19 protein-coding genes and 2 tRNA genes are annotated in these 24,862 nt (G+C 42.4%); 11 read left to right on the top strand and 10 right to left on the bottom strand.

The window, feature by feature from the left end; genetic code table 11:
• Positions 1 to 9: 9 nt before the first annotated feature.
• A complete protein-coding gene (locus tag HXT38_RS05830) occupies positions 10 to 1,482 on the top strand; it encodes a CCA tRNA nucleotidyltransferase (protein WP_050543380.1) in 1,473 nt (490 codons plus the stop codon).
• Positions 1,483 to 1,540: 58 nt separating this feature from the next.
• Here HXT38_RS05830 and HXT38_RS05825 read toward each other — a convergent pair whose 3' ends face one another.
• The 4 genes from HXT38_RS05825 to HXT38_RS05810 form a co-directional block, all read right to left on the bottom strand.
• A complete protein-coding gene (locus HXT38_RS05825) occupies positions 1,541 to 2,167 on the bottom strand; it encodes a LytR C-terminal domain-containing protein (protein WP_004105817.1) in 627 nt (208 codons plus the stop codon).
• A 129-nt stretch (positions 2,168 to 2,296) separates the two neighbouring features.
• A complete protein-coding gene (gene rsmA, locus HXT38_RS05820; RefSeq protein ID WP_116442562.1) occupies positions 2,297 to 3,193 on the bottom strand; it encodes a 16S rRNA (adenine(1518)-N(6)/adenine(1519)-N(6))-dimethyltransferase RsmA in 897 nt (298 codons plus the stop codon).
• A 55-nt stretch (positions 3,194 to 3,248) separates the two neighbouring features.
• Positions 3,249 to 4,709, bottom strand: a complete 1,461-nt coding sequence (locus HXT38_RS05815; protein WP_410299516.1) for a G5 domain-containing protein — start codon at positions 4,707 to 4,709, stop codon at positions 3,249 to 3,251.
• Between the two features lie 449 nt (positions 4,710 to 5,158).
• Positions 5,159 to 5,235 (bottom strand) — tRNA-Thr (locus tag HXT38_RS05810).
• Positions 5,236 to 5,400: 165 nt separating this feature from the next.
• On the opposite strand from HXT38_RS05810, the gene HXT38_RS05805 reads away from it, so the two are divergent.
• Together HXT38_RS05805 and HXT38_RS05800 are read left to right on the top strand one after the other, a co-directional pair.
• Positions 5,401 to 7,239 carry a serine/threonine-protein kinase gene (locus HXT38_RS05805; RefSeq protein WP_004119604.1) on the top strand — a complete coding sequence of 613 codons (1,839 nt, stop codon included), beginning with the start codon at positions 5,401 to 5,403 and terminating at the stop codon, positions 7,237 to 7,239.
• Positions 7,240 to 7,371: 132 nt separating this feature from the next.
• Complete coding sequence (locus tag HXT38_RS05800) at positions 7,372 to 8,334, top strand: DsbA family protein (protein WP_004105824.1); 963 nt, start codon at positions 7,372 to 7,374, stop codon at positions 8,332 to 8,334.
• Positions 8,335 to 8,429: 95 nt separating this feature from the next.
• Here the strand turns inward: HXT38_RS05800 and HXT38_RS05795 are convergent, their stop codons facing one another.
• Positions 8,430 to 9,389, bottom strand: coding sequence for a DsbA family protein (locus tag HXT38_RS05795; RefSeq protein WP_421791815.1), 960 nt, complete (start codon positions 9,387 to 9,389; stop codon positions 8,430 to 8,432).
• 240 nt (positions 9,390 to 9,629) lie between these two features.
• On the opposite strand from HXT38_RS05795, the gene HXT38_RS05790 reads away from it, so the two are divergent.
• The gene (locus HXT38_RS05790) at positions 9,630 to 10,757 is read left to right on the top strand and encodes an ABC transporter ATP-binding protein (RefSeq protein WP_004105828.1); all 1,128 of its coding nucleotides are present in this window, start codon (positions 9,630 to 9,632) and stop codon (positions 10,755 to 10,757) included.
• Between the two features lie 248 nt (positions 10,758 to 11,005).
• On the top strand, positions 11,006 to 12,421 hold the full coding sequence (locus HXT38_RS05785) for a DUF4032 domain-containing protein (RefSeq protein WP_004105830.1): 1,416 nt from the start codon (positions 11,006 to 11,008) through the stop codon (positions 12,419 to 12,421).
• Between the two features lie 153 nt (positions 12,422 to 12,574).
• Here HXT38_RS05785 and HXT38_RS05780 read toward each other — a convergent pair.
• Both HXT38_RS05780 and HXT38_RS05775 read right to left on the bottom strand, forming a co-directional pair.
• Positions 12,575 to 12,647: transfer RNA gene (locus HXT38_RS05780), tRNA-Lys, on the bottom strand.
• A 71-nt stretch (positions 12,648 to 12,718) separates the two neighbouring features.
• Positions 12,719 to 12,979 carry a glutaredoxin domain-containing protein gene (locus HXT38_RS05775; RefSeq protein WP_004105832.1) on the bottom strand — a complete coding sequence of 87 codons (261 nt, stop codon included), beginning with the start codon at positions 12,977 to 12,979 and terminating at the stop codon, positions 12,719 to 12,721.
• Between the two features lie 187 nt (positions 12,980 to 13,166).
• On the opposite strand from HXT38_RS05775, the gene ftsY reads away from it, so the two are divergent.
• The 6 genes from ftsY (at position 13,167) to HXT38_RS05745 (ending at position 21,831) form a co-directional block, all read left to right on the top strand.
• Entirely contained in the window at positions 13,167 to 14,348 is a 1,182-nt protein-coding gene (gene ftsY, locus HXT38_RS05770) for a signal recognition particle-docking protein FtsY (protein WP_421791813.1), read from the top strand.
• Positions 14,349 to 14,509: 161 nt separating this feature from the next.
• Positions 14,510 to 16,288, top strand: a complete 1,779-nt coding sequence (locus HXT38_RS05765; RefSeq protein ID WP_421791810.1) for an ammonium transporter — start codon at positions 14,510 to 14,512, stop codon at positions 16,286 to 16,288.
• A 418-nt stretch (positions 16,289 to 16,706) separates the two neighbouring features.
• Positions 16,707 to 18,068, top strand: coding sequence for an MATE family efflux transporter (locus tag HXT38_RS05760; protein ID WP_421791808.1), 1,362 nt, complete (start codon positions 16,707 to 16,709; stop codon positions 18,066 to 18,068).
• Positions 18,069 to 18,133: 65 nt separating this feature from the next.
• Positions 18,134 to 19,594: a replicative DNA helicase gene (gene dnaB / locus HXT38_RS05755; RefSeq protein WP_004105840.1), complete on the top strand. Its 1,461-nt coding sequence runs from the start codon at positions 18,134 to 18,136 to the stop codon at positions 19,592 to 19,594.
• A 15-nt stretch (positions 19,595 to 19,609) separates the two neighbouring features.
• On the top strand, positions 19,610 to 21,028 hold the full coding sequence (locus tag HXT38_RS05750) for a MurT ligase domain-containing protein (protein WP_421791806.1): 1,419 nt from the start codon (positions 19,610 to 19,612) through the stop codon (positions 21,026 to 21,028).
• Between the two features lie 5 nt (positions 21,029 to 21,033).
• Positions 21,034 to 21,831: a type 1 glutamine amidotransferase gene (locus HXT38_RS05745; RefSeq protein WP_421791804.1), complete on the top strand. Its 798-nt coding sequence runs from the start codon at positions 21,034 to 21,036 to the stop codon at positions 21,829 to 21,831.
• A 128-nt stretch (positions 21,832 to 21,959) separates the two neighbouring features.
• Here HXT38_RS05745 and upp read toward each other — a convergent pair whose 3' ends face one another.
• From upp to HXT38_RS05730, 3 genes are all read right to left on the bottom strand, one after another.
• On the bottom strand, positions 21,960 to 22,598 hold the full coding sequence (gene upp / locus HXT38_RS05740) for a uracil phosphoribosyltransferase (protein ID WP_004119581.1): 639 nt from the start codon (positions 22,596 to 22,598) through the stop codon (positions 21,960 to 21,962).
• A gap of 291 nt (positions 22,599 to 22,889) precedes the next feature.
• Entirely contained in the window at positions 22,890 to 23,543 is a 654-nt protein-coding gene (locus tag HXT38_RS05735; protein ID WP_174143490.1) for a thymidine phosphorylase, read from the bottom strand.
• Between the two features lie 46 nt (positions 23,544 to 23,589).
• Positions 23,590 to 24,732: an NUDIX hydrolase gene (locus tag HXT38_RS05730; RefSeq protein WP_421791802.1), complete on the bottom strand. Its 1,143-nt coding sequence runs from the start codon at positions 24,730 to 24,732 to the stop codon at positions 23,590 to 23,592.
• Positions 24,733 to 24,862: the final 130 nt, after the last annotated feature.

The raw sequence follows: 24,862 nt of genomic DNA, 5'->3' as shown, positions 1-24,862 counted from the left end.
GGTAACGGTATGCTGGAATATAGATTGATTTTTGCTGAAAGGGTGTCGGTAAGGGTGACTGAGAACTTCGAAGTTTGGCCTGAAGCTATAGAGTTGGGGCGACTTTTTGCTGAGCGTCATTATGAACTTGCATTAGTTGGTGGTCCTGTGAGAGATATGCTACTGCATCGCGTGTCGCATGATCTTGATTTTTGTACATCAGCTCGACCTGAAGAGTTTGAACCTATTTTGCGTCGTTGGGGACATGATGGTTTTTGGGATATGGGTCGTAAATTTGGCACGTTGGGAGCTATGCGTCGGCGTGCTGATGGTACAGAAGTAAAAGTTGAAATTACTACATATCGTTCTGATGTGTACGATCCAGATTCTCGTAAGCCTGAAGTGCAATATGGCGATACTTTAGAAGGTGATCTTTCTAGGCGTGATTTTACTGTCAACGCAATGGCGTTGCGCGTGCCAGATTTAGAGTTTGTGGATCCTTTTGGCGGTGCCAGTGATTTAGCTAAAGGCGTGTTGCGAACCCCGGTTGATCCTCGTCAATCTTTTGATGACGATCCTTTGCGTATGATGCGTGCAGTTCGTTTTGTTGCGCAACTTGGGTTTAGTATCGAAGCAAATACTGCTGAAGCGATTGTAGACATGGCAGATAGGTTAGATATTGTTTCTGCTGAAAGAATTCGCGACGAAATTACTAAAATGTTACTTTCGGACAGACCTCGTAAAGGATTAGAAGCTCTTGTTGAATCTGGTATAGCTCAGCGTGTTCTTCCGGAGATTCCAGCTTTACAGCTTGAAATTGACGAGCATCATCGTCATAAGGACGTTTTTGAACACACAATGATGGTTCTTGAGCGCGCTATAGCTTTGGAAACAGATCAAGAAGGTCCAGTGCCGTCTCCAGATTTAACATTGCGTCTAGCTGCTTTATTGCATGACATTGGGAAGCCAAAAACTCGAAAATTTGAAGATGGAGGGAAAGTTAGTTTCCACCACCATGATGTTGTTGGCGCAAAAATGACTCGTAAACGTTTGAAAGCACTGCATTTTGATCATCATCTTATCGACGATGTTACTGAATTAGTGAATTTGCATTTGCGTTTTCATGGGTATGTTGATGAACCGTGGACTGATTCTGCAGTTCGTCGTTACGTAAAAGATTCAGGACATCTGTATGAGCGGTTGAATCGACTTACTAGAGCAGATGCAACCACTCAGAATCGTCGCAAATCGTTAATGTTTGAGCATGCGATGGACGAGATGGAAGAGCGCGTAAAAGAGCTTAAAAAGCAGGAAGATTTTAACGCTATTAGACCTGATGTAGACGGTAATGAAATAATGCAATTATTGCATTTGCAACCAGGTCCAATAGTTGGTGAGGCTTATAAGCATATGCTTGATTACCGTCTCGATAATGGTCCGGTAGACCATGATATTGCTGTAGAAGAATTACAGCGATGGTATGAGGAAACGTACAAAAAGTAAAAGTTTCTTCACTTAAATAAAAGAGTAGCAGTAAAATATTTTATACTGCTACTCTTTTTTATCTAACTTCCTTATGCTGATCTGCCTTAGGAATGTTTTTCATAAGGTCAGCTCTTATACATCCTTGCACTTCATGTATTGCTGCGCCTGCTGCTGGAACATCTACTTTAGGGCGAAGATTATTAAAAGTAGAGCCAAGCACAATATCGACGAGCTTATCTTTTCTATCATCCATTCGCATAATTGCATCGGTAAAATTAGCGTTTACTGTATAAGCTTCATTAATAGCGTTTTTTCCAAAGTAAATGATTGTTCGTTTAATATTACTTGATTTGTTATTGTTAACCTCTGTTAAGTTAAATCCACGAGCGTTTAAAGCTTCGCCAACAGCGCGAGCAAAACCGCGGAACTTTGTGCCGTTTAGAACTCTGATTGCTACAGCTCTATTATCTACGTAAGGGGCTTTGGCTCCTTCTTTTCCTATTATTGCGCATGGAGCTGGAACACCATAATTTGGGTTATCTTTTGGAGCACGCACAGAATTTATACCAAAAGCGTGGAATTGCACAAGTAAAGCAAATATAAAGGTGACGCCTAGGCCTACGCCCACTGTGGTGAGTACAGATCTTTTTCTTTGATACATGAAAGCTTTACGAGCAATACGTTCGTCGTATTCTTGCGTCATGTTCACTTCCGATCTGTGGTTTGTAACTTTGTTAGCAGCAAGTTTACACAAGCTGCAGAATATACGTAATATTTCATTGCGTAATATTTTATTTTGCATATTTATTCAACGAATAAATATGCGTTTTATTTATAATTGACAATCTTTGCATGCGCGATACAAAGCAATAAATTCATCGCAAGTAAGCGTCTCGCCGCGTCTAGTTGGGTCAATTCCAGAATTTTTATATGCTTCTTCTGGAACTTGATTTTTAAGAGCTGCGTGCAATGTCTTACGTCGTTGCTGGAAGGCTGCATCAATGAAAGCGAATACTCCCTCACGCTCATTGTTGTCACCTTTGCTTGTGCAATCGCGAGTAAAAGAAACTAATGCCGAATCAACGTTTGGCGATGGCCAAAACACATTACGACCGATAAGCCCTGCGCGCTGGGCTTTGCCGTACCACGCCAACTTAACACTTGGTGTGCCATATACTTTATTCCCAGGTTGTGCGCATAAACGATCTGCTACCTCTTTTTGAACCATAACTAGAAAATTCTGTAAGTTGCTAAATTTTTCTAGCAAAGTAAGAATAATAGGCGTCGCAACATTGTATGGCAGGTTTGCAACAAGAGTAAATTTTTTAGCCTGTGCAATTTGTGGAACATCATCGGCATTTACTGTTAAAGCATCTTTTAGAATGACATTAAACTTTTGCATTGCTTTAGGCATAAATTCTTCTACAGTATGCGGCAATCGTCGAGCTAGCGGAGGGTCTATTTCTACTGCAGTAAGCTGTGCTCCTGTTTGCAATATTGCAAGAGTAAGAGAACCAAGACCAGGCCCTACCTCCATAACGATATCGCCAGATTTAACTCCAGCTGCCGCTACTATTTTTCGCACTGTACCAGGATCAATAACGAAATTTTGACCAAACTTTTTGGTAGGAGTAATGCCTTCCTCGGCAGCAATACGTCTAATATCTGCTGCACCTAAAAGCTGACCTTCATTTTCAATGCTGATTTCTGTCAAAGTTTTACCATCCAAATTTCGTAACAATTAATCTGTTGCACCAAAGTGCGTTAAAACACGCTGCTGCCTTTTAATACCAGCCAATTTCGCGCGAATGCTTTACTGCTCCACTAGGTGTTTTATATTTGCCCTTAATGTAACTTAGACCCCAGCTAATTTGTATTGCGGCATCTTCATGCCAATTAGCTCCTGCGCTGCTCATTTTATTTGCAGGAAGAGCTTGAGGAATGCCATAAGCGTGTGAGCTAGGATTTTCTGCGTTCCATCTCCATCCAGATTCCCTATTCCATAACCATAAAAGATCTTCCCATTCTTTACCGGTCCAACCCATTTGCGCAGCCGCGCCCTGAGCAAATAGTTTAGCTTGTTCTGGAGTAGCATGTACGAGGCTATCGGGATTAGAGCTTGGAGCGGGTGCAGGTGGATTAGCTGCAGGTGCGGGGGCAGCAGATGCGGTTTGTTGTTGAGTTTGTGATGTTTGCGCACCATTGTTACCATTCTGGTCTTTGCTTTGAGCCTGATTTTGCGTTTTCTGATTTTGTTGAGTTTGCTGTTGGCTGTTTTTCTTCTCCTGTTTTGCAGGCTGCTCAGTATTCTGCTTTTTGTGTTGAGAGTTTGTTTGTTGTTTGGATTGTTTTGACTTTTGTGTATTTGTATTATTTTTGTGAATTGGTGCGGGAGCAGCCTTACCTACAGCAATAACTTGATTAACTGCAGGCTTTACCAAATTTTGCGAAACTAGAGTTGCGCTTTCTGCTTTGCCATCTACGTATGTAACGTTATAAACATCTTCCCGCTCACCATTCACGCCAACTTGTTGTACAACGCGAGAATTTGCTGGAAGTTTAGGATCTACTACAGTTTGTGTGGCAAAAGGTAATGAAACCGTACGAGTTTCTTTGCCATGAGTAACTCGAGAAACACGTAAAACAGTATTTCCATCATCTTCTTCTACGCTTACGCGATCTTCCTTGCCGAGCACTATACCTTGAGAATCAAGAATTGCGCTCGCAGGTAAGTCTCCATTTTGCACAACGCGTGTTTTCCCGTCAGAGATAACGCTAATTGGACCTTTTTTATTAATCGATAAGCCGCAAGTTAGTTTATCGTAAATATTTTGCAAATTTACTGTAATTCGTGAAGCGTTCTTAGCATTAGCTTTAAAAAAGCCGATTAATTGATCGACACTAGTTGCAACAGTCCAGAACGGTATAGTTACTCCATCTACAGTGATAGAAGTTTGATAAGCACTGCGAACTGTTACAGTAGAATGATTTGTGAGAATATCTCCAGAAGAAGAAATAATTTGATCGTGAGTTTTTACTGGCACGTGTTGTTCTTCCAATAAACGTATTGGATTTGTTGAATAAGTGCTTACAATACGCGTTTTTCCATTTACGATCATTGCAACAGATTTTTTAGCTGTAAATATAAACAAGCTTGTTGCTGTGAGTGATATAGATAAAACGCAGGCGATTATTCTTGCACGACGCATCACTATTAATCGTCTAGGCGTCCATCGACGTGCCATACAATCACTCCCTTCGCAATAATGCTAACTTTTCTATTATACCTTCAGTTTGGCATTCAAAATCGAATGCAAAACAAAATAAAAGTGGGGGCGGGAGAGAAGGGGATATTCCCGCCCCCTATGAGGTGGAGCTGGTTGGGGGACGCTCCACTCTCACCTCGGAAACCCTGAGTTGGGGGAAGGTTCCCGAGTTCTTACTCGCGAAAAGTTTTTTGTTATAAAGATGATCATGTGCGCAGATATAGATTTGTCATTTTCATAATACGCCATAATTGGCACTGTATATGAAAAATAGAAATCTTTTCTATTTTTGAATAGTTAATTAGCCACTATCCCCTCTGCTTTAATCATTTCACGTCATTATATGTGATACGAAAGATAACAAAACTATAGTTCTGGAATATGTGAACAAAAAATAAGAAATACTCACGAAACGAGTGGAATAAAAATGGAGCCTCCTGCCGGGATCGAACCGGCGACCTGCCGCTTACAAGGCGGCCGCTCTGGCCATCTGAGCTAAGGAGGCGATGTTTTCTCGTTAGCATAACAAATCATGCTAAGTAGAACAATTGATTAGTGTACCATATGCCACGTCATTACAAAATTACGGCGATGTTGAATATAGAAACGGCGTGTTTTTTGTTGTTTATATTTGTGTATTTGGCAATATAAGGCATTAACATAATGCAGTATGGAAGATACAAGCATGTTCGATTTGCAGCCAGGGAATAATGTAGGCGGATACACGCTTATTTCTAGGCTTGGCGGCGGCGCAATGGGGTCAGTTTGGCGCGTTAATGACGATGGCGGCAATCAATATGCTATGAAAATATTACGTGCTTCTGTTCGTACAAAACAGAGTGAAGATGAGGATTCTGAGCAGGAACGTGCTCGAATGCGTTTAAAACGTGAAGCTTTGGCTTTGCAGAGGATTCATCATCCAGGTGTTTGCGCGATAGTGGATATGGAATTAGATGCTTCAATCGCTTTTATTGTGACAGAATTGATTGAAGGACATAATTTGCGCGAAGACGTGGATGAGAATGGGCCCTATATTGCAGATGATTTAGAGCGTCTTGCGCATAAGCTTATTGAAGCTGTTAAGGCAGTTCATGAAGCCGGTATTGTTCATCGCGATATTAAACCAACTAATGTAATGATTTCTGCTACTGGACCAGTATTAGTAGATTTTGGTATTGCGATGGGTGAAGGTGAAAGCCATGTTACTCGCACGGGATTAGTGATGGGCACTCCTGGTTTTATTGCTCCAGAAATTATTGAAGGCGGAGATTCAGATGAACTTACAGATTGGTGGTCTGTTGCTGCTGTGCTTGCATTTGCGGCTACCGGTAAGCCTGTTTTTGGCACAAAGCCTATGATGGCGGTTTTGGAGCGTGCTGCCTCAGGCAATGCAGATTTAACTGGGTTGCCTCCTAGAACAATGGCTGCTTTTCGTAAGGCGTTGAATCCGATTCGAGAACAGCGTTGCATGCTATCTGATTTAGAAAATGCAATTAGTCAAGATGCTATGGATCCTTTAGCCTGGCCGGAGGTGAACCGCCCTTTTGACCGTAATGCCACTAACATAACTATGCGTAAAATGTGGCGTGAAACGAGTCGTGAAACAAAAGAAAAAACTGCTATACTAACAAATTCTCGTACCTGCGATGCAGCTGGTACAGCTGGCATAACAAATCTTAACTCTGATGGAGAAACGCCAACCGTAACTGTTCGTTCTACTACTGTTATGCCGCATTCATTAGATAGTGAAGACGATAAAACATTTTGTGTAGATGAAAAAACACGAATTAATGCGTTAAACGATGTCGATTTACAGCATATACAGAACGACAATTCAAACAATTCACGTATTGCACAATCTTCAAAACTTATTCATGCTTCTAATAACGTTTTTGATAATGACAATATTGAAAATGAAGCAGGCGATTCCCTTCATGTTAAAAGTGATGAAGTGCCTTCTGTTGATCATACTCTTAATCAACATGATTATGTGCGTAAAGGAACATGGATACTGCTGATTTGTATAATTCTTCATTTAGCCATTGCTTGCTTAAGCATTCTCGATTCTATTGGTTTTGCGATGGTTTTTATGTGGATTAGTGCAACATCCGGCTACAGTATTTCATCAAGCTTGCGAAGATGGCAACTTAACGATGGAATAATTCCTCGTCATGATTCTGTAGTGCGTATTGCAACTTTGCCATGGCATATTATTCGAGGATTCGTCTACATGCTTCCACGAGTTATAGCTATTGTGATTTCTGGAGGTATTGGAGCTGTTATATATCCATTTCTCTGTGGTGATAATCCTGAATTACTTTCTATAGATGTTGGATCCTTGCGTATTCTTTTGCCAGCTTACTCACCTAATATTTTTTCAAATACTGCATTTGGATATACTCTAGGATTTATTGTTGCATGGGTTGTTTTTGCTGTAGTTAAATGGACTACAAAATTCCGTTTAGGATTAGGTGCGTTATTTTATTCTGGAAAATCATTTGAAAAATAAAAATAGTACGATACGTAATGTGTATTTTCCGTTGATGCCATCTACTAAACTGTGGTGAGGTTATTATTTCATTAGCAAGAATGCTGCTAGGAACTAGTCTTAGCATGCGAAATAAAGGGTTGAAGGATAACAATGCCTAAAATTCAGATGCGTGATAATAAGCAGGGAGATTCATCTGCTACTCGCCTACAAAGAACCATAGAAAATCGCGAACGTGCCGCGCGTGAGCGTCGTCAGCAAGCAATTATCGGCGTTATTGTAGTAATTATTGTTGCGGCTATGTTGGCTGCTGTAGGCATTACTGCGTATCAGGCAGCTTACGTTCAGCCTCAGAAAAAAGTAGAGCAATCTGCAAAATCTAATCATAATTTGGATAATATTGATCCAAGTATTCGTCCAAGCGGTGTTAATTCTAAGAATGGAATTCTTCTTAGCAAGGATGGGTACGGCAAGCAAGCTGCTGGTGCTCCTACAGTTGCTACTTATTTTGATCCTTTGTGCCCTGGCTGTGGAAACTTTAATCGTACTGTTGATGAAACTTTAATTAAAATGGTTGAAGCAGGTCAAATTAACCTAGAACTTCACCCAATGTCATTCTTGGATGGACTTTCTACTGACCATTACTCGACTCGTGTTTCTAGTGCTATTGCTTATATCGCTTCATATGATAACGATCCAAAGCATTTGCTTCAGTTTATCAATGGTATTTTTAACGAAAAATTCCAGCCGGAAGAAGGCGAGGGATATAAGCCTGTAAGCAATAAAGAATTGATTAAACTGGCTAAGAAATCTGGAATTCCAAACGAAATTGCAAGTAAAGCTTTTAACCGCCAATATTTGAAGTGGCAGCTGCTAGTTAATAAATACACTCCTGATCGTAAGGAATTGTGGAATGTCAGCGGTTCAAATAAAGGATCTATGACAACTCCAACAGTAACTATTAACGATAAATTGCTTGATATGAATGCCATTAATGAGAAAAAAATGAAGGTGCTTGATGCTCTGCTTCATTGCATTGGCTTGGATAAAAAGCAAGTTGGAGTTGCAGGTCAGATGCCTAAAGTGTCTGACACTAGTTCCCCTATTGCATTGTAAATAAGCTAAATTATAGAAATATAAATTATTAAATAAAAACGGACGTTGAGTGTATTCTTAACGTCCGTTTTAGTATAGAAATTACTTAATTTTATTTATAAATCAAGCGGCTTGCTCTTATATGTAACTTTTGGCATATGGCCAGATTTGCCAACATGTTCTTTATCGATTCCCAAAGACTTTAATATAGCTTCCAAAGGATCCATCTGCTTTTCAGAAGCTGCATTGAGATCTACTAGCTTACCATTAATTGTTACTGTTGGAGTTGTCATAGCGCCTTTATTAGAGCCAGAAACATTCCATAAAGCTTTTTCTTCTGGAGTATTCTCATTAATAACTTCTTGCCACTTAACATAGTGTAGGTTAAAGGCTTCATTCGCAATCTTATTTGCAACTCCAGCATCTTCAGCTAAATCAACAAGAGCTTTATTCGGTGTTGCTTGGTATCCATCGCCTTCTTCCGGCTGGAATCTTTCACTAAAGATGCTATTGATAAACTGAAGCAAATGCTTTGGATCGTTATCATATGAGGCGATATAAGCAATACCGCTTGAGACGCGATAAGAATATTGATCTGAGCTAAAACGATTTAAGAATGACATAGGGTGAAGTTCTAGGTTAATTTGACCTGCTTCAACCATTTTAATTAAAGTTTCATCAACAGTACGATTAAAGGATCCGCAACCAGGGCACAAAGGATCAAAATAAGTAGCAACTGTAGGAGCACCAGCAGCTTGCTTGCCGTACCCATCCTTGCTAAGAAGAATTCCGCCTTGTAAATTAGATGCCGGTGGGATGTCAGAAGAAGGCAGTTTTTTAATCTCTTTGGCTATTTGGGAGTTTGCTGTATCCTCAATTTGTGTATCTGGCTTATTGGTTGTTGGATTTTCAATTTTTACTTGTGGTTTATTGATTGAATTGTAATAAGTCATAAACCCAGCTCCTGCAGCGAATGCAAGAATAACTAGTGCTATTACGATGCCAATTAAGCTTTTACTATAAGGGGTATTTGATTTTTGTATTTCATCATTTGTTGTTTCTTCTTGTTGATCCATAGTTATTCTCCTTTTGTGCGTCTTACTCGACACGCCGAGTTTATGCAAAATACTGATTTTTTGCTGTTTTTCTAAGATAAACATGATATATTAAGGCATGGCTCAACGAAGAGAACCTTCAATGGACCAGGTAAGTAAACTGTGGACGATTGATACCCGCCGATGTAGGAATTGGGGTCATGAGTGCACACCCTTCACTACGGATCGTTCGGCACGTACCTGCCGATGAAAGGACATATCATGGCAGAAGTTGTATTTGATCATGTGACTCGTATATACCCGGGCAACGATAAGCCTTCGGTTGATGACTTGAACATGACTATTAAAGATGGTGAGTTCCTCGTACTCGTTGGTCCATCTGGTTGCGGTAAGTCAACTACTTTGCGTATGTTGGCAGGTCTTGAAGAGGTTAACAAAGGACGTATCCTCATCGGCGGTCAAGATGTTACTACAATGCAGCCAAAGGATCGCGATATTGCAATGGTCTTCCAGAATTATGCACTGTATCCACACATGACAGTTGCTGATAACATGGGCTTTGCTTTGAAGATTGCTGGTGTTCCTAAGGAAGAAATTCGCAAGCGTGTTGAAAAAGCTGCAGAAGTGTTGGATTTGACAGAGTATTTGGATCGTAAGCCGAAGGCTTTGTCTGGTGGTCAGCGTCAGCGTGTTGCTATGGGTCGCGCAATTGTTCGTGAACCAAAAGTCTTCCTCATGGATGAGCCTCTTTCCAACCTTGATGCTAAGCTCCGCGTTCAGACTCGTACTCAGATTGCTGCTTTGCAGCGTCAGCTTGGTGTTACTACTCTGTACGTTACCCACGATCAGACTGAAGCTTTGACCATGGGCGATCGCATTGCAGTGATTAAGCTTGGCGTATTGCAGCAGGTTGGAGCTCCTACTGAGCTTTATGACCGCCCTGCAAATGTATTCGTTGCAGGCTTCATTGGCTCGCCATCCATGAATATCAATCAGCACCCAGTTGTAAACGGTCGAGCTCAGATCGGTGAGGATTCTATAGTTCTTCCAGCTGAGGCTGTTGACAAGCTCACTGCAGAAGATAACGGACAGATTATTGTTGGCTTCCGTCCAGAAGATGCAAGCTTGGCAACATCCGATGATCCAAATGCGTTCTCCTTGAAGGTAATGAACGTGGAAGATCTCGGTTCCGATGGCTATATCTACGGCAATATCATCACCGATGGTTCTCCTGAGGAAGCGTCTACGATGATGTCTGATCAAAACAAGCTCACGACTATTCGCGTGAACCCACGTGCTCTTCCAAAGGTTGGCGACACTGTGAAGATCAAGATCGATCCATCTAAGATGCATCTGTTCGCACCTTCTACGGAGTTGCGTTTGAACTAAAAGTGTTGGTTTGCCTGCTTATATGAGCTAGTAAGCAAACTTTCGGTATAAGGTATAGCGGGGTTCGCAATATGACGCGAACCCCGTTTTTGGCACAAAAAAGCAGCATAATAAGTGTGCAATAATACATCATTACAATGCATCGCTTATTATATATAGTTGTTATCAATAATTCGTCGGTGGTTGAGCTGTGTTTATCTGGAATGCAGTGATATCGTTGGCATGAGCTTGATTGGTAAATAAACTTTATGGAATGGAATGACGCTCCTCAATTAGACCCGCGTGCTGTGCAAGCAACTTCGGTATCTGCACAGGACGAGAATGCGTCGTCTCAAGAGCCGCAGGCACTGAAGATTACTGCGGCTAGTTCAGATCCAAAAATGTTTACACTGCCTTGGGAATTACCACTTTCTCAATGGCCTGCTGATTTATTCGTGAATTTGCCGCGTGGTATTTCTCGTCACGTTGTGCGATTTGTTCACGTTGGCGATGAAGTGTATGCAATGAAGGAAATTACTCGTCAAGTTGCAGAACGTGAGTATGAGCTTTTGCGTAGGCTTCGTAAACTTGAGTTGCCTACAGTTACTCCTATAGCTGTTGTTGCAGGACGCCATGACGCTAATGGTGAAAAGCTTGAGGCAATGTTAGTTACGAAACATTTAAAGTTCTCACTACCATATCGTGCATTATTTGCTCGTACGTTGCGTCCGGATACTGCAGAGCGCCTTATCGATGCGCTTGCTGTTCTTATGGTGCGCTTGCATCTTTCTGGCTTCTATTGGGGCGATGTATCGCTTTCCAACGTGCTGTTTTTGCGAGATGCAGATGCTTTTTCTGCATTCCTAGTTGACGCAGAAACTGGTGATTTGCATGGAAGTTTAACAGAAGGTCAACGAGAATACGATATCGATTTAGCTCGAACCAACATTATTGGTGAGCTTATGGATTTGAGCTCCGGTCAGCTTTTACCGACAGAAGTAGATGAAATCAGTATAGGCAATCGTCTAGTAGATCGCTATCATTCGCTTTGGAGTACGCTTACTGACGTTGATAAGTTCAGTCCTGATGAGATGTGGCGAATTGAACGTCGTGTTAATCGTCTAAATGAGCTTGGTTTCGATGTTGATGAGTTGGAGATGAAGACTTCAGAAGATGGTCGAAGGGTTTTGGTTCGACCTCGCGTTGTGGATGCTGGTTATGCTTCCCGCAAGCTTCTTCGTCTTACTGGATTGGACGTTCAAGAGAATCAGGCTCGAAGGCTTCTGAACGATTTGGATGCGTATCGCACTTCGACGTGGAGACAAGGTGAGGAATTAGAAATTGTTGCAACTGATTGGATGCGTGAAATTTTCGAGCCAACAGTTCGTATGATTCCTCCTGAGTTCCGTTCGCAAATTGAACCAGCTCAGTTCTTCCATGAAGTGTTGGATCATCGTTGGTTTATGGCAGAAAAAGTTGGCCATGACGTTGCTATGCAAGATGCTGTAACTAGCTATATTAAGAACGTATTACCACAGTACAAAATGGATAAGCATGTTCTTGCTGCTATTAATGCAGATGCTGATTCTGGCGTTGTGGATGATGAATACACGTATTCTTCTCCAGCACCTGTAGGTCACGATATAGTTGAAGATGATCAAGATGCTAGTGTTTGGGCGAGTTGAGTATTGCGTTATATAAGTAATTAGCTAATTCTCAACAAGTATGGCATTGATTGTCGTTTTTGATCTTAAGTGAATTTTTCGTAGGGGGAGCTTCGACTCCCCCGTTTTTTTATTGCAGTTTACTCGCTTACCCTAAATTTAGGTATAAAAAAGTGCCCCCTGTGGGACTCGAACCCACAACCCAAGACTTAAAAGGACTCTGCTCTGCCAATTGAGCTAAAGGGGCAACAAATGCCAAGTGTACTACAGTCAATCGACGAAGTGAATATCGTGTTAACTTATGCGTGTTACAAATATTTATTGCAGTATTCCGAGTGACTCAAGTTTTGCTTTTATTTGTGTTGCTGATGGCTCAACCATAAAAGTATTATCTGCAAAAGTAACAACTGGAATGTGCTTTTGATTGCTAATTTCAATCGCTTTTTCTTCAGCACCTTCTTCTGTTTCAATATCGTGCCAAACGAATGCCACACCATACTGGGTTAGCGCAGCTTTTGCACGTTTGCAATCTCCACACCAATCTGCACCGTATACATTTACGGTAGGCTGATCTGACATAAAATCCTCCTTAATGATTTTGTGAATTCAAATTTTGCGTAATAATAGCTCGTGCTATTTATTGCTACTTTTATTAGTGTAATAGATGCAGATGTACTTAAGCATATTGACGTTGAAGTGTGACAAAGATGAGAAAAAATAGTGAAATGTATTGCTAGTGTCCCTTGACTTTCATAGTCTTGATGTCATGAATATGGTTATGGATATGAACATGCTAATTTGGTTTGCGGCTGCGGCTGTTGTTATTGCCATCTTATTAGTAACAGTTGCAGTGATTTTGCGCATTCACAGCAATAGTCATGGACCAGTAATTCCTGAAAGCGTTGATAGTTCAATCGATACAGGCAAAACTAAAGCGCGTGGAACAAAAAAATCTGGAAAACAGATAGAAAGTAACATAGCTATTATACCTAATAAAGAAGTAAAGTCTGAATTATTGCCAGAAAGTACTTCTTCGCGTATTAAACGTCTTCGCGAACGTTTGGCTCATAGTGCAAATCCATTTGGTCGTGCATTGTTTAATATCATAAGCAAGGACCATCTTTCGGAAGAAGATTGGGAAGATGTAGAAGATACTCTTCTTATGGCCGATGTTGGCTCTCGAGCTAGTGAAGAATTAGTAGAAGATCTACGCAAAGATGCACGCATTGCTGGTACCTCTAGTTCAGAAGATGTGCATTCAGCATTGCGTACGAAACTATTGAAAATAGTAGATGAAGACGCTGATCGACGCTTAAATGCAGATAAATCAGATGCGCATCACCCTAGCGTTATTATGATGGTCGGCGTTAATGGCACCGGTAAAACCACTACTGCTGGTAAATTAGCGCGATTGTTTATTGCCCAAAAACGTTCAGTAATGTTTGCTGCAGCAGATACTTTTCGTGCGGCTGCAGCTGATCAACTTGAAACTTGGGCGTCTGCAGTAAGCGTGCCAGTTGTTCGTGCAGATAAAGATGGTGCTGATCCTGCTTCTGTTGCTTTTATTGCTGCGAATAAGGCAAAAGAAGAACAAACTGATTTATTGATTGTAGATACTGCTGGTCGTTTGCAGAATAAAGCAAATTTAATGGAAGAGCTTGGCAAAATTCGTAGGGTTATAGAAAAAACTATGCCTGTTGATGAAGTATTGCTGGTATTGGATGCAACTACTGGTCAAAATGGCATGTCTCAAGCAAAAGTATTTGCTGAAGCTATTGGCATTACGGGCGTAGTCCTTACTAAGCTTGATGGTTCCGCTAAAGGTGGAATTGTTATAGCTGTACAGCGTGAACTTGGTGTGCCGGTTAAGCTAGTAGGTCTTGGCGAAGGACCAGATGATTTGGTCCCGTTTGATGCTCAAAGCTTCGTAGACGGTCTGCTCGCTTAATGCTGAGCATTGATGTAGCTGCATGAGTGGTAGTTTTTAATCTTCCACTAAAGTCTTTATGAGTTTTGGCTATAAGAGTTTCTCGGTACAATAGTTATATAAGTAATACTTAAGCTGCAATGATGTTATTGTTGCGCTGTTTCAAATAATTGAGGTGAAAAATGACCACAATGGATCCGCAATGGGCATTGTTGGCTGGCGCGTTGGTGTTTATTATTACGCCGGGTATTGCCCTGTTCTATGGAGGCCGTGAACGCGCTACTTCCATGGTGAATATGATGATGCTTTCAGCTGGCGCTATTGCTGTAACTACACTGGTTTGGACGCTGTGGGGATGGTCGTTAGCTTTTGCTGGCAAAGATATGGCTGGTGGTGTTATAGGTGATCCATTGAGTGGTTTGCTATTCCGTGATTCGATGGTGGCAGATCATGGTGTGTTTACGTCTATGGACGCAAATTCCGGATTATCTGGTGGCATTCCTGCAGCTTTTCGTTTAGCATGTGCTGTTGTTGCAGTAGCGCTTATTACTGGAGCTCTAGCCGGTCGAGTGCGTTACGCTATTTGGCTTATTTTCGTAGCTGTGTGGATTACTTTAGTATTCGCTCCGTTAGCGCATATGGTGTGCGGTGGTGGATTGCTTTCGCCTAATGGTGCTATTTCACAGGCGTTAGGTATTTCAGTGCATGACTTCGCGGGTGGCTCTATATTGCATATTGCTGCGGCTGTTTCGGCTTTTGCAATTGTTATGATCATTGGCGGACATGCTCACTTCCCTCTTAAGCGTTTTGTTTTGCATATTAAGAATGTTGCGCATACGAGTGGCAATGCTAATTCTGGAGCTACTAATTCGCGTAATCCTAAAAGTCGTTTATCGCGCGCATTGTGGGCTGATGTTGAGCATGCTAAGAATGCCGCTAGTGAGACTGTTGTCTCTCCAGTTGCTACAGTAACTGAAGTTGCTGCTGAATCCACTGCAACGCAGTCAGCAGTCGAAAATGGTGTTGCTGCTCGCCAGCCGCATAATGTTCCTTTCGTTATGCTTGGCGTTTTCCTGATTTGGTTCGGTTGGCTTGGGTTAATGATTGGTTCTTCTGCAGGTGTTCCTGGAGTTGCTGGTTATGCTTGGGTGAGTTCCACAATAACTGCTTCTGCTTCAATGCTTGCCTGGGGTGTGACTGAACGTTTACACTCTGGATGCTTTACTGCTTTGGGAGCTGCGTCTGGTGTTATGGCTGGATTAGCTGCAAGTGCTGCAGCCGCGGATGTTATTGCTCCATTGTGGGCTTTAGTTTTGGGTGTTCTTTCTGGTGTTATTACTTCTCTAGTGACTCACTCTCGTACTTTTGTGCGCTACGATGGTGCCTTGCATGTAGTTAGCGTGAATGGTGTTGCTGCGCTTATTGGTGTGCTTGCAGTAGGCTTATTTGCTGATGGCTCTGGATTACTCGCTGTTGGTGATTGGCATCAGTTAGTTGCACAACTGTGCTTGATTGGGATTACGGTGCTTTATGCAGGTGCTGTAACTGCAGTGCTAGCTTTTGTTCTTGAAAAGCTTTTTGGATGGCGAATCTCGGAAGCTAAGGAACGTAAGGGCGTTGATTTAGCTGATCAAGGGGAGCGTGCTTACGATTTTTCTTCTATTGCACAAAGTCATGATGGCGCTGTAGTTGCTGTTGCAGATGATGATGCAAATAAAACTCAAATGGCTGTTCTTACTTCTGTTGATATTGATATGGGTGAAAACGAGGTTGAACAATCTGATTTTATGGTTGATCAATCTGAGGCAAATCCTGAGCAAGGCGATTCTGAGGCTGATCCTAAATCTGGAGTTGGGCAGAAAGAGTCTTCTTCTGAAGAAGAGTCTGAAACTGTAGAAAAAGATAAATCAGCGCAGAATAATAAGAAAACAGGAAAACGAAATAATAGTGCTAAAGAATAGACGTATGTGCGTAAGCGCTATTGTTTAGCAACAAGTTCTAGTTATTTTGATATAAACCGCATGTCTTATCTAAGATATGCGGTTTTGTTATTTTTGCTAATTTAAAATCAAGTTTTTAATTAATAAGTTATTTTTAATGAATAAGTTATTCATATGACACGCACGAATTGCTTGATGTGGATAAAAAAGATAAGTTATCCACATTTTAGGCGTGTCTACGTGGATATCACACAAATTTATCCACATAGTGGGGATAACATTGTGGATATCCTGCGGATAACTTTTTAAAATAATATTTTTATTTGCGATTTACGCATATTTGTGTTACTTCACTTGCAGTTGTTTTTACATGAAATTTGTTAGCAATTGCAATCTTCTTTTATACAAGCGTGACAAAGTAGCGGTAGAATGAAGCATTATGACAAATCAAAAGTTGGACAACCAGAACAAAAAAGACGTATTACGCAATATTTGGCTACTAGCCGTACCAACTTTTGGACAGCTCATATCTGAGCCAGCATTTGTGCTCATTGACACTGCTATTATTGGCCACATTGGCAAAAGTGCTCTAGCAGGTCTTTCTATCGGATCAACGGTACTTCTTACTACTACAGGTCTTTGCTTATTTTTGGCTTACAACACAACTTCACAGGTTGCTCGTCTTTTAGGCGCAGGTAAGCGTCGAGAAGGTTTTAGCATTGGCATGGATGGATTGTGGCTTGCATTATTGCTCGGCATAATTCTTACAGTCATACTTATTTTTGCCGCTGAACCGTTATGCTACGCAATAGGCGCGCGTGGCTCTACGTTGCAAAATGCTATTGTGTACACACAAATGATTATGCCTGGATTGCCTGCGATGCTACTCGTATATGCAGCAAATGGCATATTTCGCGGTCTTTGCAACGTGCGCATAACATTATTTGCTGCTGTAAGTGGAGCTGTTCTAAATACAATTCTCGATATAATCGCAGTATTTGGTCTCAACATGGGAATTGCTGGCTCTGGTATTGCAACAATGATTGCGCAATGGTATATGGGACTTGTTCTCACTATTCCTGCAATTATTTGGGCTACTCAAAGTGGCGCGCGTCTCAAACCGCATTTCCAGCATATTCTACATTCTGCTGGAACTGGTATGCCTTTGTTTGTTCGTACACTTGCATTGCGCGTGTGCATGGTAGCTACGGTTGTTACTGCGACTCATCTCGGTACCAATACTCTCGCTGCGTATCAGGTTGCTAATTCTTGCTGGAATTTTGTTATGAATATTTTAGATGCAATTGGTATTGCTGCGCAGACTATTGTTGCTGCAGCGCTAGGAGCGGGCTGTCGTAAGCGCGCAGGAATGATTACGCGTATTTGTGCTCAAGTGGGAGCTGTAAGCAGCGTAGGAGTCGGTTTATTCATGATTTTCGTGGGTTGGAGTTGCGCGCCACTATTTAGTCAGCATACAGATATTCAGTTTTTAATTTCTGTAGGTATGACAATATTAGGATTGTTCTTGCCTCTTGCTGGATGGATGTGGGCGTTAGATGGCGTATTAATTGGCGCAGGTGATCATCGCTACTTAGCAAAAGCTTGCTCAGTAATGGCTGCCGTGTATTTAACATTTTTGGCGCTCACAAGCGTTTTTGATGTCGTTGTTGATGCTAATGACGTGATAAGAACTATTAGTTTATGGGTTGTTTTAAATGCTATTTATATTGGGGGGCGTGCAATAGGCAATAGTTTGCGCATAAGAAATGATACGTGGATGGATTCTGCGCTAAAAATGTAGATAAAGTTTTGTGTTAATACATTTACGTTTTTTCATAATACGTGCGCGCGTTTATACTCGTTTCTATGGCAGATAATGATATGTGGCAATCTACTAAAGGCAATGTTATCCGCGCAGGTAGCAATCATGGTGGCAATGGTGACGCCTCTGCATATGGTTCTGGCGTTGCAAATCGTGGTGCCGAAGTAGGTGCTACGTTGTTTGATCGTGTGCCTCCTCACGATGTTGATGCAGAAATGGCTGTGCTTGGCGGAATGCTCATGAGCAAAGATGCTATTGGCGAAGTGTCTCAATTACTTGAAACATCAGATTTTTATTTACCGCAGCACCAAACAATTTACGATGCTATTCTTACGCTTTTCGCTGGCTCACAGCCTGTTGACGTTGTGCTTGTAGCTAACGAATTAATGAAAGATGGAAATCTCGATAAAGTTGGCGGAGCTGACTATTTGCACAGCCTAGTAGCTTCTGTGCCAACAGCCGCAAACGCAATGTACTACGCAGATATTGTGCATCAAAATGCTGTTCTTCGTAACGTTATTACTGCTGGCACAAAAATTGCACAAATGGGCTATTCTGCTTCCGGGGCGCAAGCAGAAGATATTGTAAATCTTGCGCAATCAGAAGTGTATGAAATGAGTGCTGGCAAAGTGCGTCAAGATTACGTTGCTATTGGTCCAGTTTTGCAAAATACACTTGATCAGTTAGATAAAATGCAAAATCACGAACTTGAACAAGGTGTGCCGACTGGATTTAGAGATATTGACGAAGTTACGCAGGGTTTGCAGCCTGGTCAAATGATTGTTGTTGCTGGTCGTCCGGCTATGGGTAAGTCAACACTTGGCATTGATTTTGCTCGTTCGGCTGCACTGCACCACAATATGACGTCTATTGTATTCTCTCTAGAAATGAGCAAAGTGGAATTGGCTCAGCGCATTATTGCTGCAGAAACTAATATCCCACTCGCTGCTATGCGAAGAGCGGAAGATATTACTCCAGATCGTTGGAATACTCTTAATACTTTTTGGACAAAAATGCAAAACGCTCCGCTTTTTATTGATGACAGTCCAAATATGAGCTTGATGGAGATTCGCGCAAAATGCCGCCGTTTGAAGCAAACAAATGATTTGAAACTGGTAGTTATCGATTACCTTCAGCTGATGAGTTCCGGTAAGCGCGTGGAAAGTCGCCAGCAAGAAGTTTCGGAATTCTCGCGTGCGCTGAAGCTTCTTGCTAAAGAGCTTGAAGTGCCAGTTGTGGCTTTGAGCCAGCTTAATCGTGGACCGGAAATGCGAAACGACAAGAAACCACAGCTTTCAGATTTGCGCGAATCTGGTTCTATTGAGCAGGATGCTGACGTTGTGTTCCTAGTGCATCGCCCTGATTTTTACAATAAGGAAGATCGCCCAGGCGAAGCAGATATTATTATGGCAAAGCATCGTAACGGCCCTACTGACACGTTTAATCTTGCCTTCTTGGGTGCAACTTCCAAGTTCATGGATATGCCGCAAGACTACCAGCAATAAGGGGTGTGATTTAGTATGTCAAGCCGCGACCATGAATCGCATAAAAAGTTGCGCCAAAATTTGCATAAGCATTGGTACAGTTTTGCCATGCCTGCTGTAGGAAAGCTTGTTTGCGCTCTTTCTAGGGTGCTTCACCATGGTGGAAGCGCATTGCCTGGAAAAGTTATTGAGAGCCTCGATTCTGGCTTTTTAGCGCGCACTCTTGCCGCATTGCCGTACGGAATAGTGTTGATTTCTGGCACCAATGGCAAAACTACCACAACGCGTATGGTAACTTCTATGCTGCGCGACGCAGGACTTAACGTATTTACTAATCCAACCGGTTCAAACTTTACTAGAGGAGTAGTGGCAGCCCTTGCAAAAACAATGCCTGCTTTTGGCACAAAACTAAATGCGGATATTGCAGTTTTAGAGCTCGACGAAGCGTACGCAGTGCATTTTGTAAATCAAATCAAGCCACGCTACTCTTTATTGCTAAACGTTATGCGAGATCAGCTCGACCGATTCGGCGAAATTGACACAACTGCAAAACTATTAAGCAACGTGGCTGAAGCAACCGAAGGGACGGTAGTGCTAAACCGTGAGGATCCACGTATTTGCGCGCTTGCAAAAGTTGTTCCTTCCGGGACTTGTGTGCGGTATTTTGGTTTGGATGACGCTGTAAAAAGCATGTTCCCGACGGATGATGATTTGCACAATAGTTCCGAAAAAAGCGAAAATTGCGAAGATGCTGCAGAAAGCAAGGCTAACAATCTTCCTAAAGCAGACGTTGTGCTTTCAAAAGTTGGAGACCATGAGGCTGAGTTTATACTTGATGGCAAGCGTAAAACTACTTCTGTAAAACTTGACGGTGCTTACAATATTTTCAACGCTGCTGCTGCAGCAACAGTAGTTCGCGTTATCTTGGCGGACGCTGCAAAACAAAATTCTGCGCTGCAAAAATTCGATGACGATGCGCTTATGGAAGCGATTTCGCACGTAACTCCTGCTTTTGGTAGAGGCGAAGTAATTGAAGTTAATGGCGCTCCTGTTGAGCTTGTTTTAGTGAAGAATCCTATTGGTTTTAGGCTTGCAATCGCTTCGGATCATCCGCAAAATCACGATACTATGATTGCAATTTGTGACGAATATGCGGACGGTAGAGACATGAGCTGGCTGTGGGACGTTGATTTTGCAAGCTTTAGCGGCACTGGAGTTGAGTGCGTTTCTGGTACTCGCGCATGGGATATGGCTTTGCGTCTGCAATACGATAAAGTCTCGGCTCGCAATGTGAATACGGATTTGGAAGAAGATGCTAAAGCTTTTGTAAACGGCGATTTTAGTGGCAACGCTAAAAATGCTAAACGCATATATTGCACGTATACTGCCATGCTTCGCGTGCGCGCGGCTTTAGCGCAACTTGCGGAAGTTAAAGACGTTGGAGTTGGGAAGTAATTGTCATGAATGGTTCCAGTGATATTAGTAAAGCAAATGCTACTTTTGAAGCCGAAAATCGCGTGCTACATATTGTGTCGCTATATCCAAAAGACATGAATATTTACGGCGACTACGGCAATGTGCTTACGATTATGCGCCGAGCGGAATTGTACGGTTACAAGCCTGTACTTCACGAGTACAATGTTGGCGATTTATGGCCAGAGCGTGTGGATATGATTCTTGGCGGCGGTGGTCAAGATCATGGTCAAAGCAGAGTCACAGAAGATTTATTTGCGCGCGCGGGCGCGATTCGTGAGCTTGCAGAAAATGGCGTTCCAATGCTTATGATTTGCGGACTTTACCAGCTTTTTGGAGAGTATTTTGAAACCGTTGAGGGTCAAAAGCTTAAAGGAATTGGAATACTTGGCGAGCATACGGTTGGTCAAGATGTGCGCATGATTGGAAATCTTGTGGAACATAGCGACGATTTTGGCGATATTGTGGGCTATGAGAACCATTCTGGACGAACAAACTTGGAGGGTGATACTCAGCCACTTGGCTCGGTTGATAGTGAAAATTGCGGTAATAATGGCAAGGATCACACGGAAGGAGCGCGCAAATACAATGTTATTGGCACTTATATGCACGGCTCAGTTTTGCCAAAAAATCCGCGTCTGGCTGACTTTTTAATCCGTACTGCTGCGCAAAATCGTTACGGCGAATTTTCGCCAAAGCAGACTGATTCTCAACGCGCGGAAATTGCTAAACTAGACGAATTAGCAGAGCGCGCTCGCGAAGTGGCCGTAACTCGTCCGCGGTAAAGAGATTTATCTGCGCAAAATTTGTCAACGCTAAACACAAAAGCCTGCTGAACTTGCAAAGTGTTGCAAAATCAGCAGGCTTTTTGTAGTTTTTGATTCTAGCTTTCGCTTGATTTGGTTAGTAACTATTAGTCAATCAAGCCATACAAGCGATCGCCGGCGTCGCCAAGACCTGGAACGATATAAGCTTTGTCGTTCAAATGCTCATCAACAGCGCAAACAACAACCTTAAAGTCAATAGAAGGATCAATCTCCTTCTCCAGGCGTTCCAAGCCTTCTGGAGCTGCCAAAATGTTAATAGCAGTAACGTCCTTAGCACCGCGCTCAGCCAAATAGTGTGTAGCAGCAATAAGAGTGCCACCAGTGGCAAGCATTGGGTCAAGAAGGAAGCACTGACGGCCAGTTAAATCTTCTGGTAAACGGTTGGCATAAGTGATGATATCGAGCGTCTGCTCGTCGCGCTTCATGCCAAGGAATCCAACCTCAGCGGTTGGAAGAAGGCGAGTCATGCCGTCGAGCATGCCAAGACCAGCGCGCAAAACCGGCACAACCATTGGGCGTGGGCGGTTCAAATGCTTGCCAGTCATCTTGCAAATAGGAGTTTCAATCTCGCGATCGCTAACTTCCAAATTGCGGGTTGCTTCGTATGCTTCGAGGGTTACCAATTCGGAAACCAACTCGCGGAAAATGTTAGAAGGTGTATTCTTATCTCGCAAAACGGTGAGCTTGTGGTCCACCAGCGGATGATGTAAAACATGAAGATCCATACCTTCTAGATTAGTGCAAGCATTGCACGTTAAGCTAGCGGCGTGCCGTTATTTTTGCGCGAAATATAAACAAATGTTGAGTAAAAATATATTTTATTTAAACTTATCTAACAAAATTAAAATCTAAAATTCAAAAACAGAAACGATACTGACTTGCGAAAGCGCCTGTCGGCGCAAACGCCGCTCGCAGCGGCAAAAAATGGAGCCCGGGGCTTAAGCACAAGCCAGCATCATTTTGAGTATACCTTGTTTTCTGTTTTCACGCGCCGCACAATTTTAATCGAAAATAATTTATTCCAACTTTCCTGCGCGCCACAATTTTGCTCCATGAGCAAAAGATGACGAAAGCGCGTGCATATTTGCGGAGATATGCAAAACTTTTGCAATTTTCTGCGTATGTATTGTATTTGCTTGCTCGCCTAACTTTTTTGCGTAAATTCGCATTCCGCGTGCAATAATCGAAGTAAAAGCTGAAGATCGGTAAAGCGCTACAGCAAAATCGCCTGTAAAAGCACCGGAAAGAATAGAGTCTGCAAGTCGTGCAATATCCTCTCCTGTAGGAGCTTCGTCAATTCCTGTAATAGCTGAAGCGCTTGTTGTTTCAGGCTCGCCAAGACTCCAGTACTCAGCGTAAGCTTCGCGCTGTTTTCGTAGTGACATGCGCAATAAATACAGTCGCCACAACATTCCAGGAATAGACTCAGCTTCCGCGTGACTCCACAAATCTGCAATAACTTCAATTCCTTCATTCTCAACCAAATTCAGCACGCGCTCAACGATTTCCGGCGACTGCGTTCTATGAACGCGGTTAAGTAAAACAGCGGCTGAAGTGTGGCTAATTTCGTTTACAACCTGCGGATCTGTGCCGCCTTCAATCTGCGCGAGCATCGCAGGATCCATTTGTGCAGGTCTGCTAGGACGGGCGGCTCCTGTGGGGCTTGGCATAAAAGCAGATCTGCTTGAATGAATAGAACTCGATTGCGAATTTAAACTAGTAGACACTTGGAAGAACCTTTTCAATATCGATAATGCGAGCGCCTTTAGGGGTATTAATTATGTGCAAAACTATTGCGCTTCCTGTAGGCATGTATGGAGATTTTTGGCTGAGTATGCGTTTGTGTGCTCTAGGTTTTGTTATTTCGCGCAAATAATCGAAGAAAGTACCAATAACTGGGCGGTGCAAGCACATGACGGTTGCGTTGTTGACTGTGCTTGCATTTTGTTCATTTTGCTCAATATTTTGTATTTCTCTTATAAGCACAGACAATGTAGATTTTGGTTTTTTCTCGTGACAATCTTCTGTAAGTTCCGCAACCTGTTCGATAGAAAGCGAAGAGTCGTGCGCAAAAGCCGCAACTGTTTCTAAGCAACGCTTCCAAGGAGACGATATGATTTTATTCGGCGCGTAGCAGGCAAGCTCGCGGCCTAAAGCGTATGAGGCGGCAGCACCTAGAGGCGTGATTGGTCGAGTCGCTTCGCTTCCTTGCCAAGTTTTTCGAGACTCAGCTTTTCCGTGACGCACTAAAAGCAACGTGCTATATTCTGCTTGACCTTCGTGTAGCTTCTCTAAGAAAGCATCTAGCACTTCGCGGTCACTATCGTGCGTAAGCTTTTTTCGTGCTTGAGAAGGAGTAAGCCATAACACATTGCCGATTTCAGTGGGTTTAGCAGGCTTAATTGGTCCGAAAGCAGGAAGACGCTTTGCTGCGGTTGGCTTATCGATTAAGCGCATCATCCAGTAGTGGATTCGCTTTATTACTTCCGGCTGAGAATTGCGATTTTGGTTGCTATTTGATGAGCTGTTCTTGGAAGATTTTTTGCCTTCGCGCTCAAGCGGATACTCTATTTTGGCGATGTGCGGACCTAGTGTGACTGAATATCCTGTTTCTTCTCCAACTTCGCGCACTGCTGTGTGGCGATGTGATTCTTTTGGCTCATTCTTTCCTTTTGGCCAGCTCCAATCGTCATATTTAGGACGGTAGACTAGGCAAAGCTCAAAATCATCGTCGCTAGACTTTATTGAGTCGCTGCTTGTTTTTGCCTCTCCACTTGCATTTGAGCTGTTTGTAGTATTGCGCTTGCGATAAATAATTCCGCCAGCTGCTTCAACGTATTGCGTCGTTACTGCACTCATATTCACTATTTTAGCGGTTTTCTTTCGCAACTTTTAGTTGTGCCGTAATCTTTTACTTTTGTCACAGTCATAACAGTAACAAATTGTTTTATAATCCTTAAATTTGCCAAAACTGACAAATAATTACTTA

Source organism: Gardnerella sp. DNF01157 (assembly GCF_049244225.1).
Taxonomy (GTDB): Bacteria; Actinomycetota; Actinomycetes; order Actinomycetales; family Bifidobacteriaceae; genus Bifidobacterium; species Bifidobacterium leopoldii.
Note: the sequence above shows the minus strand (reverse complement) of the source record. Positions and strands in the feature narration are given on the sequence as shown.

Bases quoted from the DNA above. Each gene is read 5' to 3' on its own strand.
- HXT38_RS05790 (WP_004105828.1), top strand. From the start codon at position 9,630: ATGGCAGAAGTTGTATTTGATCATGTGACTCGTATATACCCGGGCAAC.
- HXT38_RS05750 (WP_421791806.1), top strand. From the start codon at position 19,610: ATGTCAAGCCGCGACCATGAATCGCATAAAAAGTTGCGCCAAAATTTG.
- HXT38_RS05730 (WP_421791802.1), bottom strand. From the start codon at position 24,732: ATGAGTGCAGTAACGACGCAATACGTTGAAGCAGCTGGCGGAATTATT.
- HXT38_RS05830 (WP_050543380.1), top strand. From the start codon at position 10: ATGCTGGAATATAGATTGATTTTTGCTGAAAGGGTGTCGGTAAGGGTG.
- HXT38_RS05760 (WP_421791808.1), top strand. From the start codon at position 16,707: ATGACAAATCAAAAGTTGGACAACCAGAACAAAAAAGACGTATTACGC.
- HXT38_RS05795 (WP_421791815.1), bottom strand. From the start codon at position 9,389: ATGGATCAACAAGAAGAAACAACAAATGATGAAATACAAAAATCAAAT.
- upp (WP_004119581.1), bottom strand. From the start codon at position 22,598: ATGGATCTTCATGTTTTACATCATCCGCTGGTGGACCACAAGCTCACC.
- HXT38_RS05815 (WP_410299516.1), bottom strand. From the start codon at position 4,709: ATGGCACGTCGATGGACGCCTAGACGATTAATAGTGATGCGTCGTGCA.
- HXT38_RS05800 (WP_004105824.1), top strand. From the start codon at position 7,372: ATGCCTAAAATTCAGATGCGTGATAATAAGCAGGGAGATTCATCTGCT.
- HXT38_RS05785 (WP_004105830.1), top strand. From the start codon at position 11,006: ATGGAATGGAATGACGCTCCTCAATTAGACCCGCGTGCTGTGCAAGCA.
- HXT38_RS05745 (WP_421791804.1), top strand. From the start codon at position 21,034: ATGAATGGTTCCAGTGATATTAGTAAAGCAAATGCTACTTTTGAAGCC.
- HXT38_RS05765 (WP_421791810.1), top strand. From the start codon at position 14,510: ATGACCACAATGGATCCGCAATGGGCATTGTTGGCTGGCGCGTTGGTG.
- dnaB (WP_004105840.1), top strand. From the start codon at position 18,134: ATGGCAGATAATGATATGTGGCAATCTACTAAAGGCAATGTTATCCGC.
- HXT38_RS05775 (WP_004105832.1), bottom strand. From the start codon at position 12,979: ATGTCAGATCAGCCTACCGTAAATGTATACGGTGCAGATTGGTGTGGA.
- ftsY (WP_421791813.1), top strand. From the start codon at position 13,167: ATGAATATGGTTATGGATATGAACATGCTAATTTGGTTTGCGGCTGCG.
- HXT38_RS05735 (WP_174143490.1), bottom strand. From the start codon at position 23,543: ATGCCAAGCCCCACAGGAGCCGCCCGTCCTAGCAGACCTGCACAAATG.
- HXT38_RS05805 (WP_004119604.1), top strand. From the start codon at position 5,401: ATGGAAGATACAAGCATGTTCGATTTGCAGCCAGGGAATAATGTAGGC.
- HXT38_RS05825 (WP_004105817.1), bottom strand. From the start codon at position 2,167: ATGACGCAAGAATACGACGAACGTATTGCTCGTAAAGCTTTCATGTAT.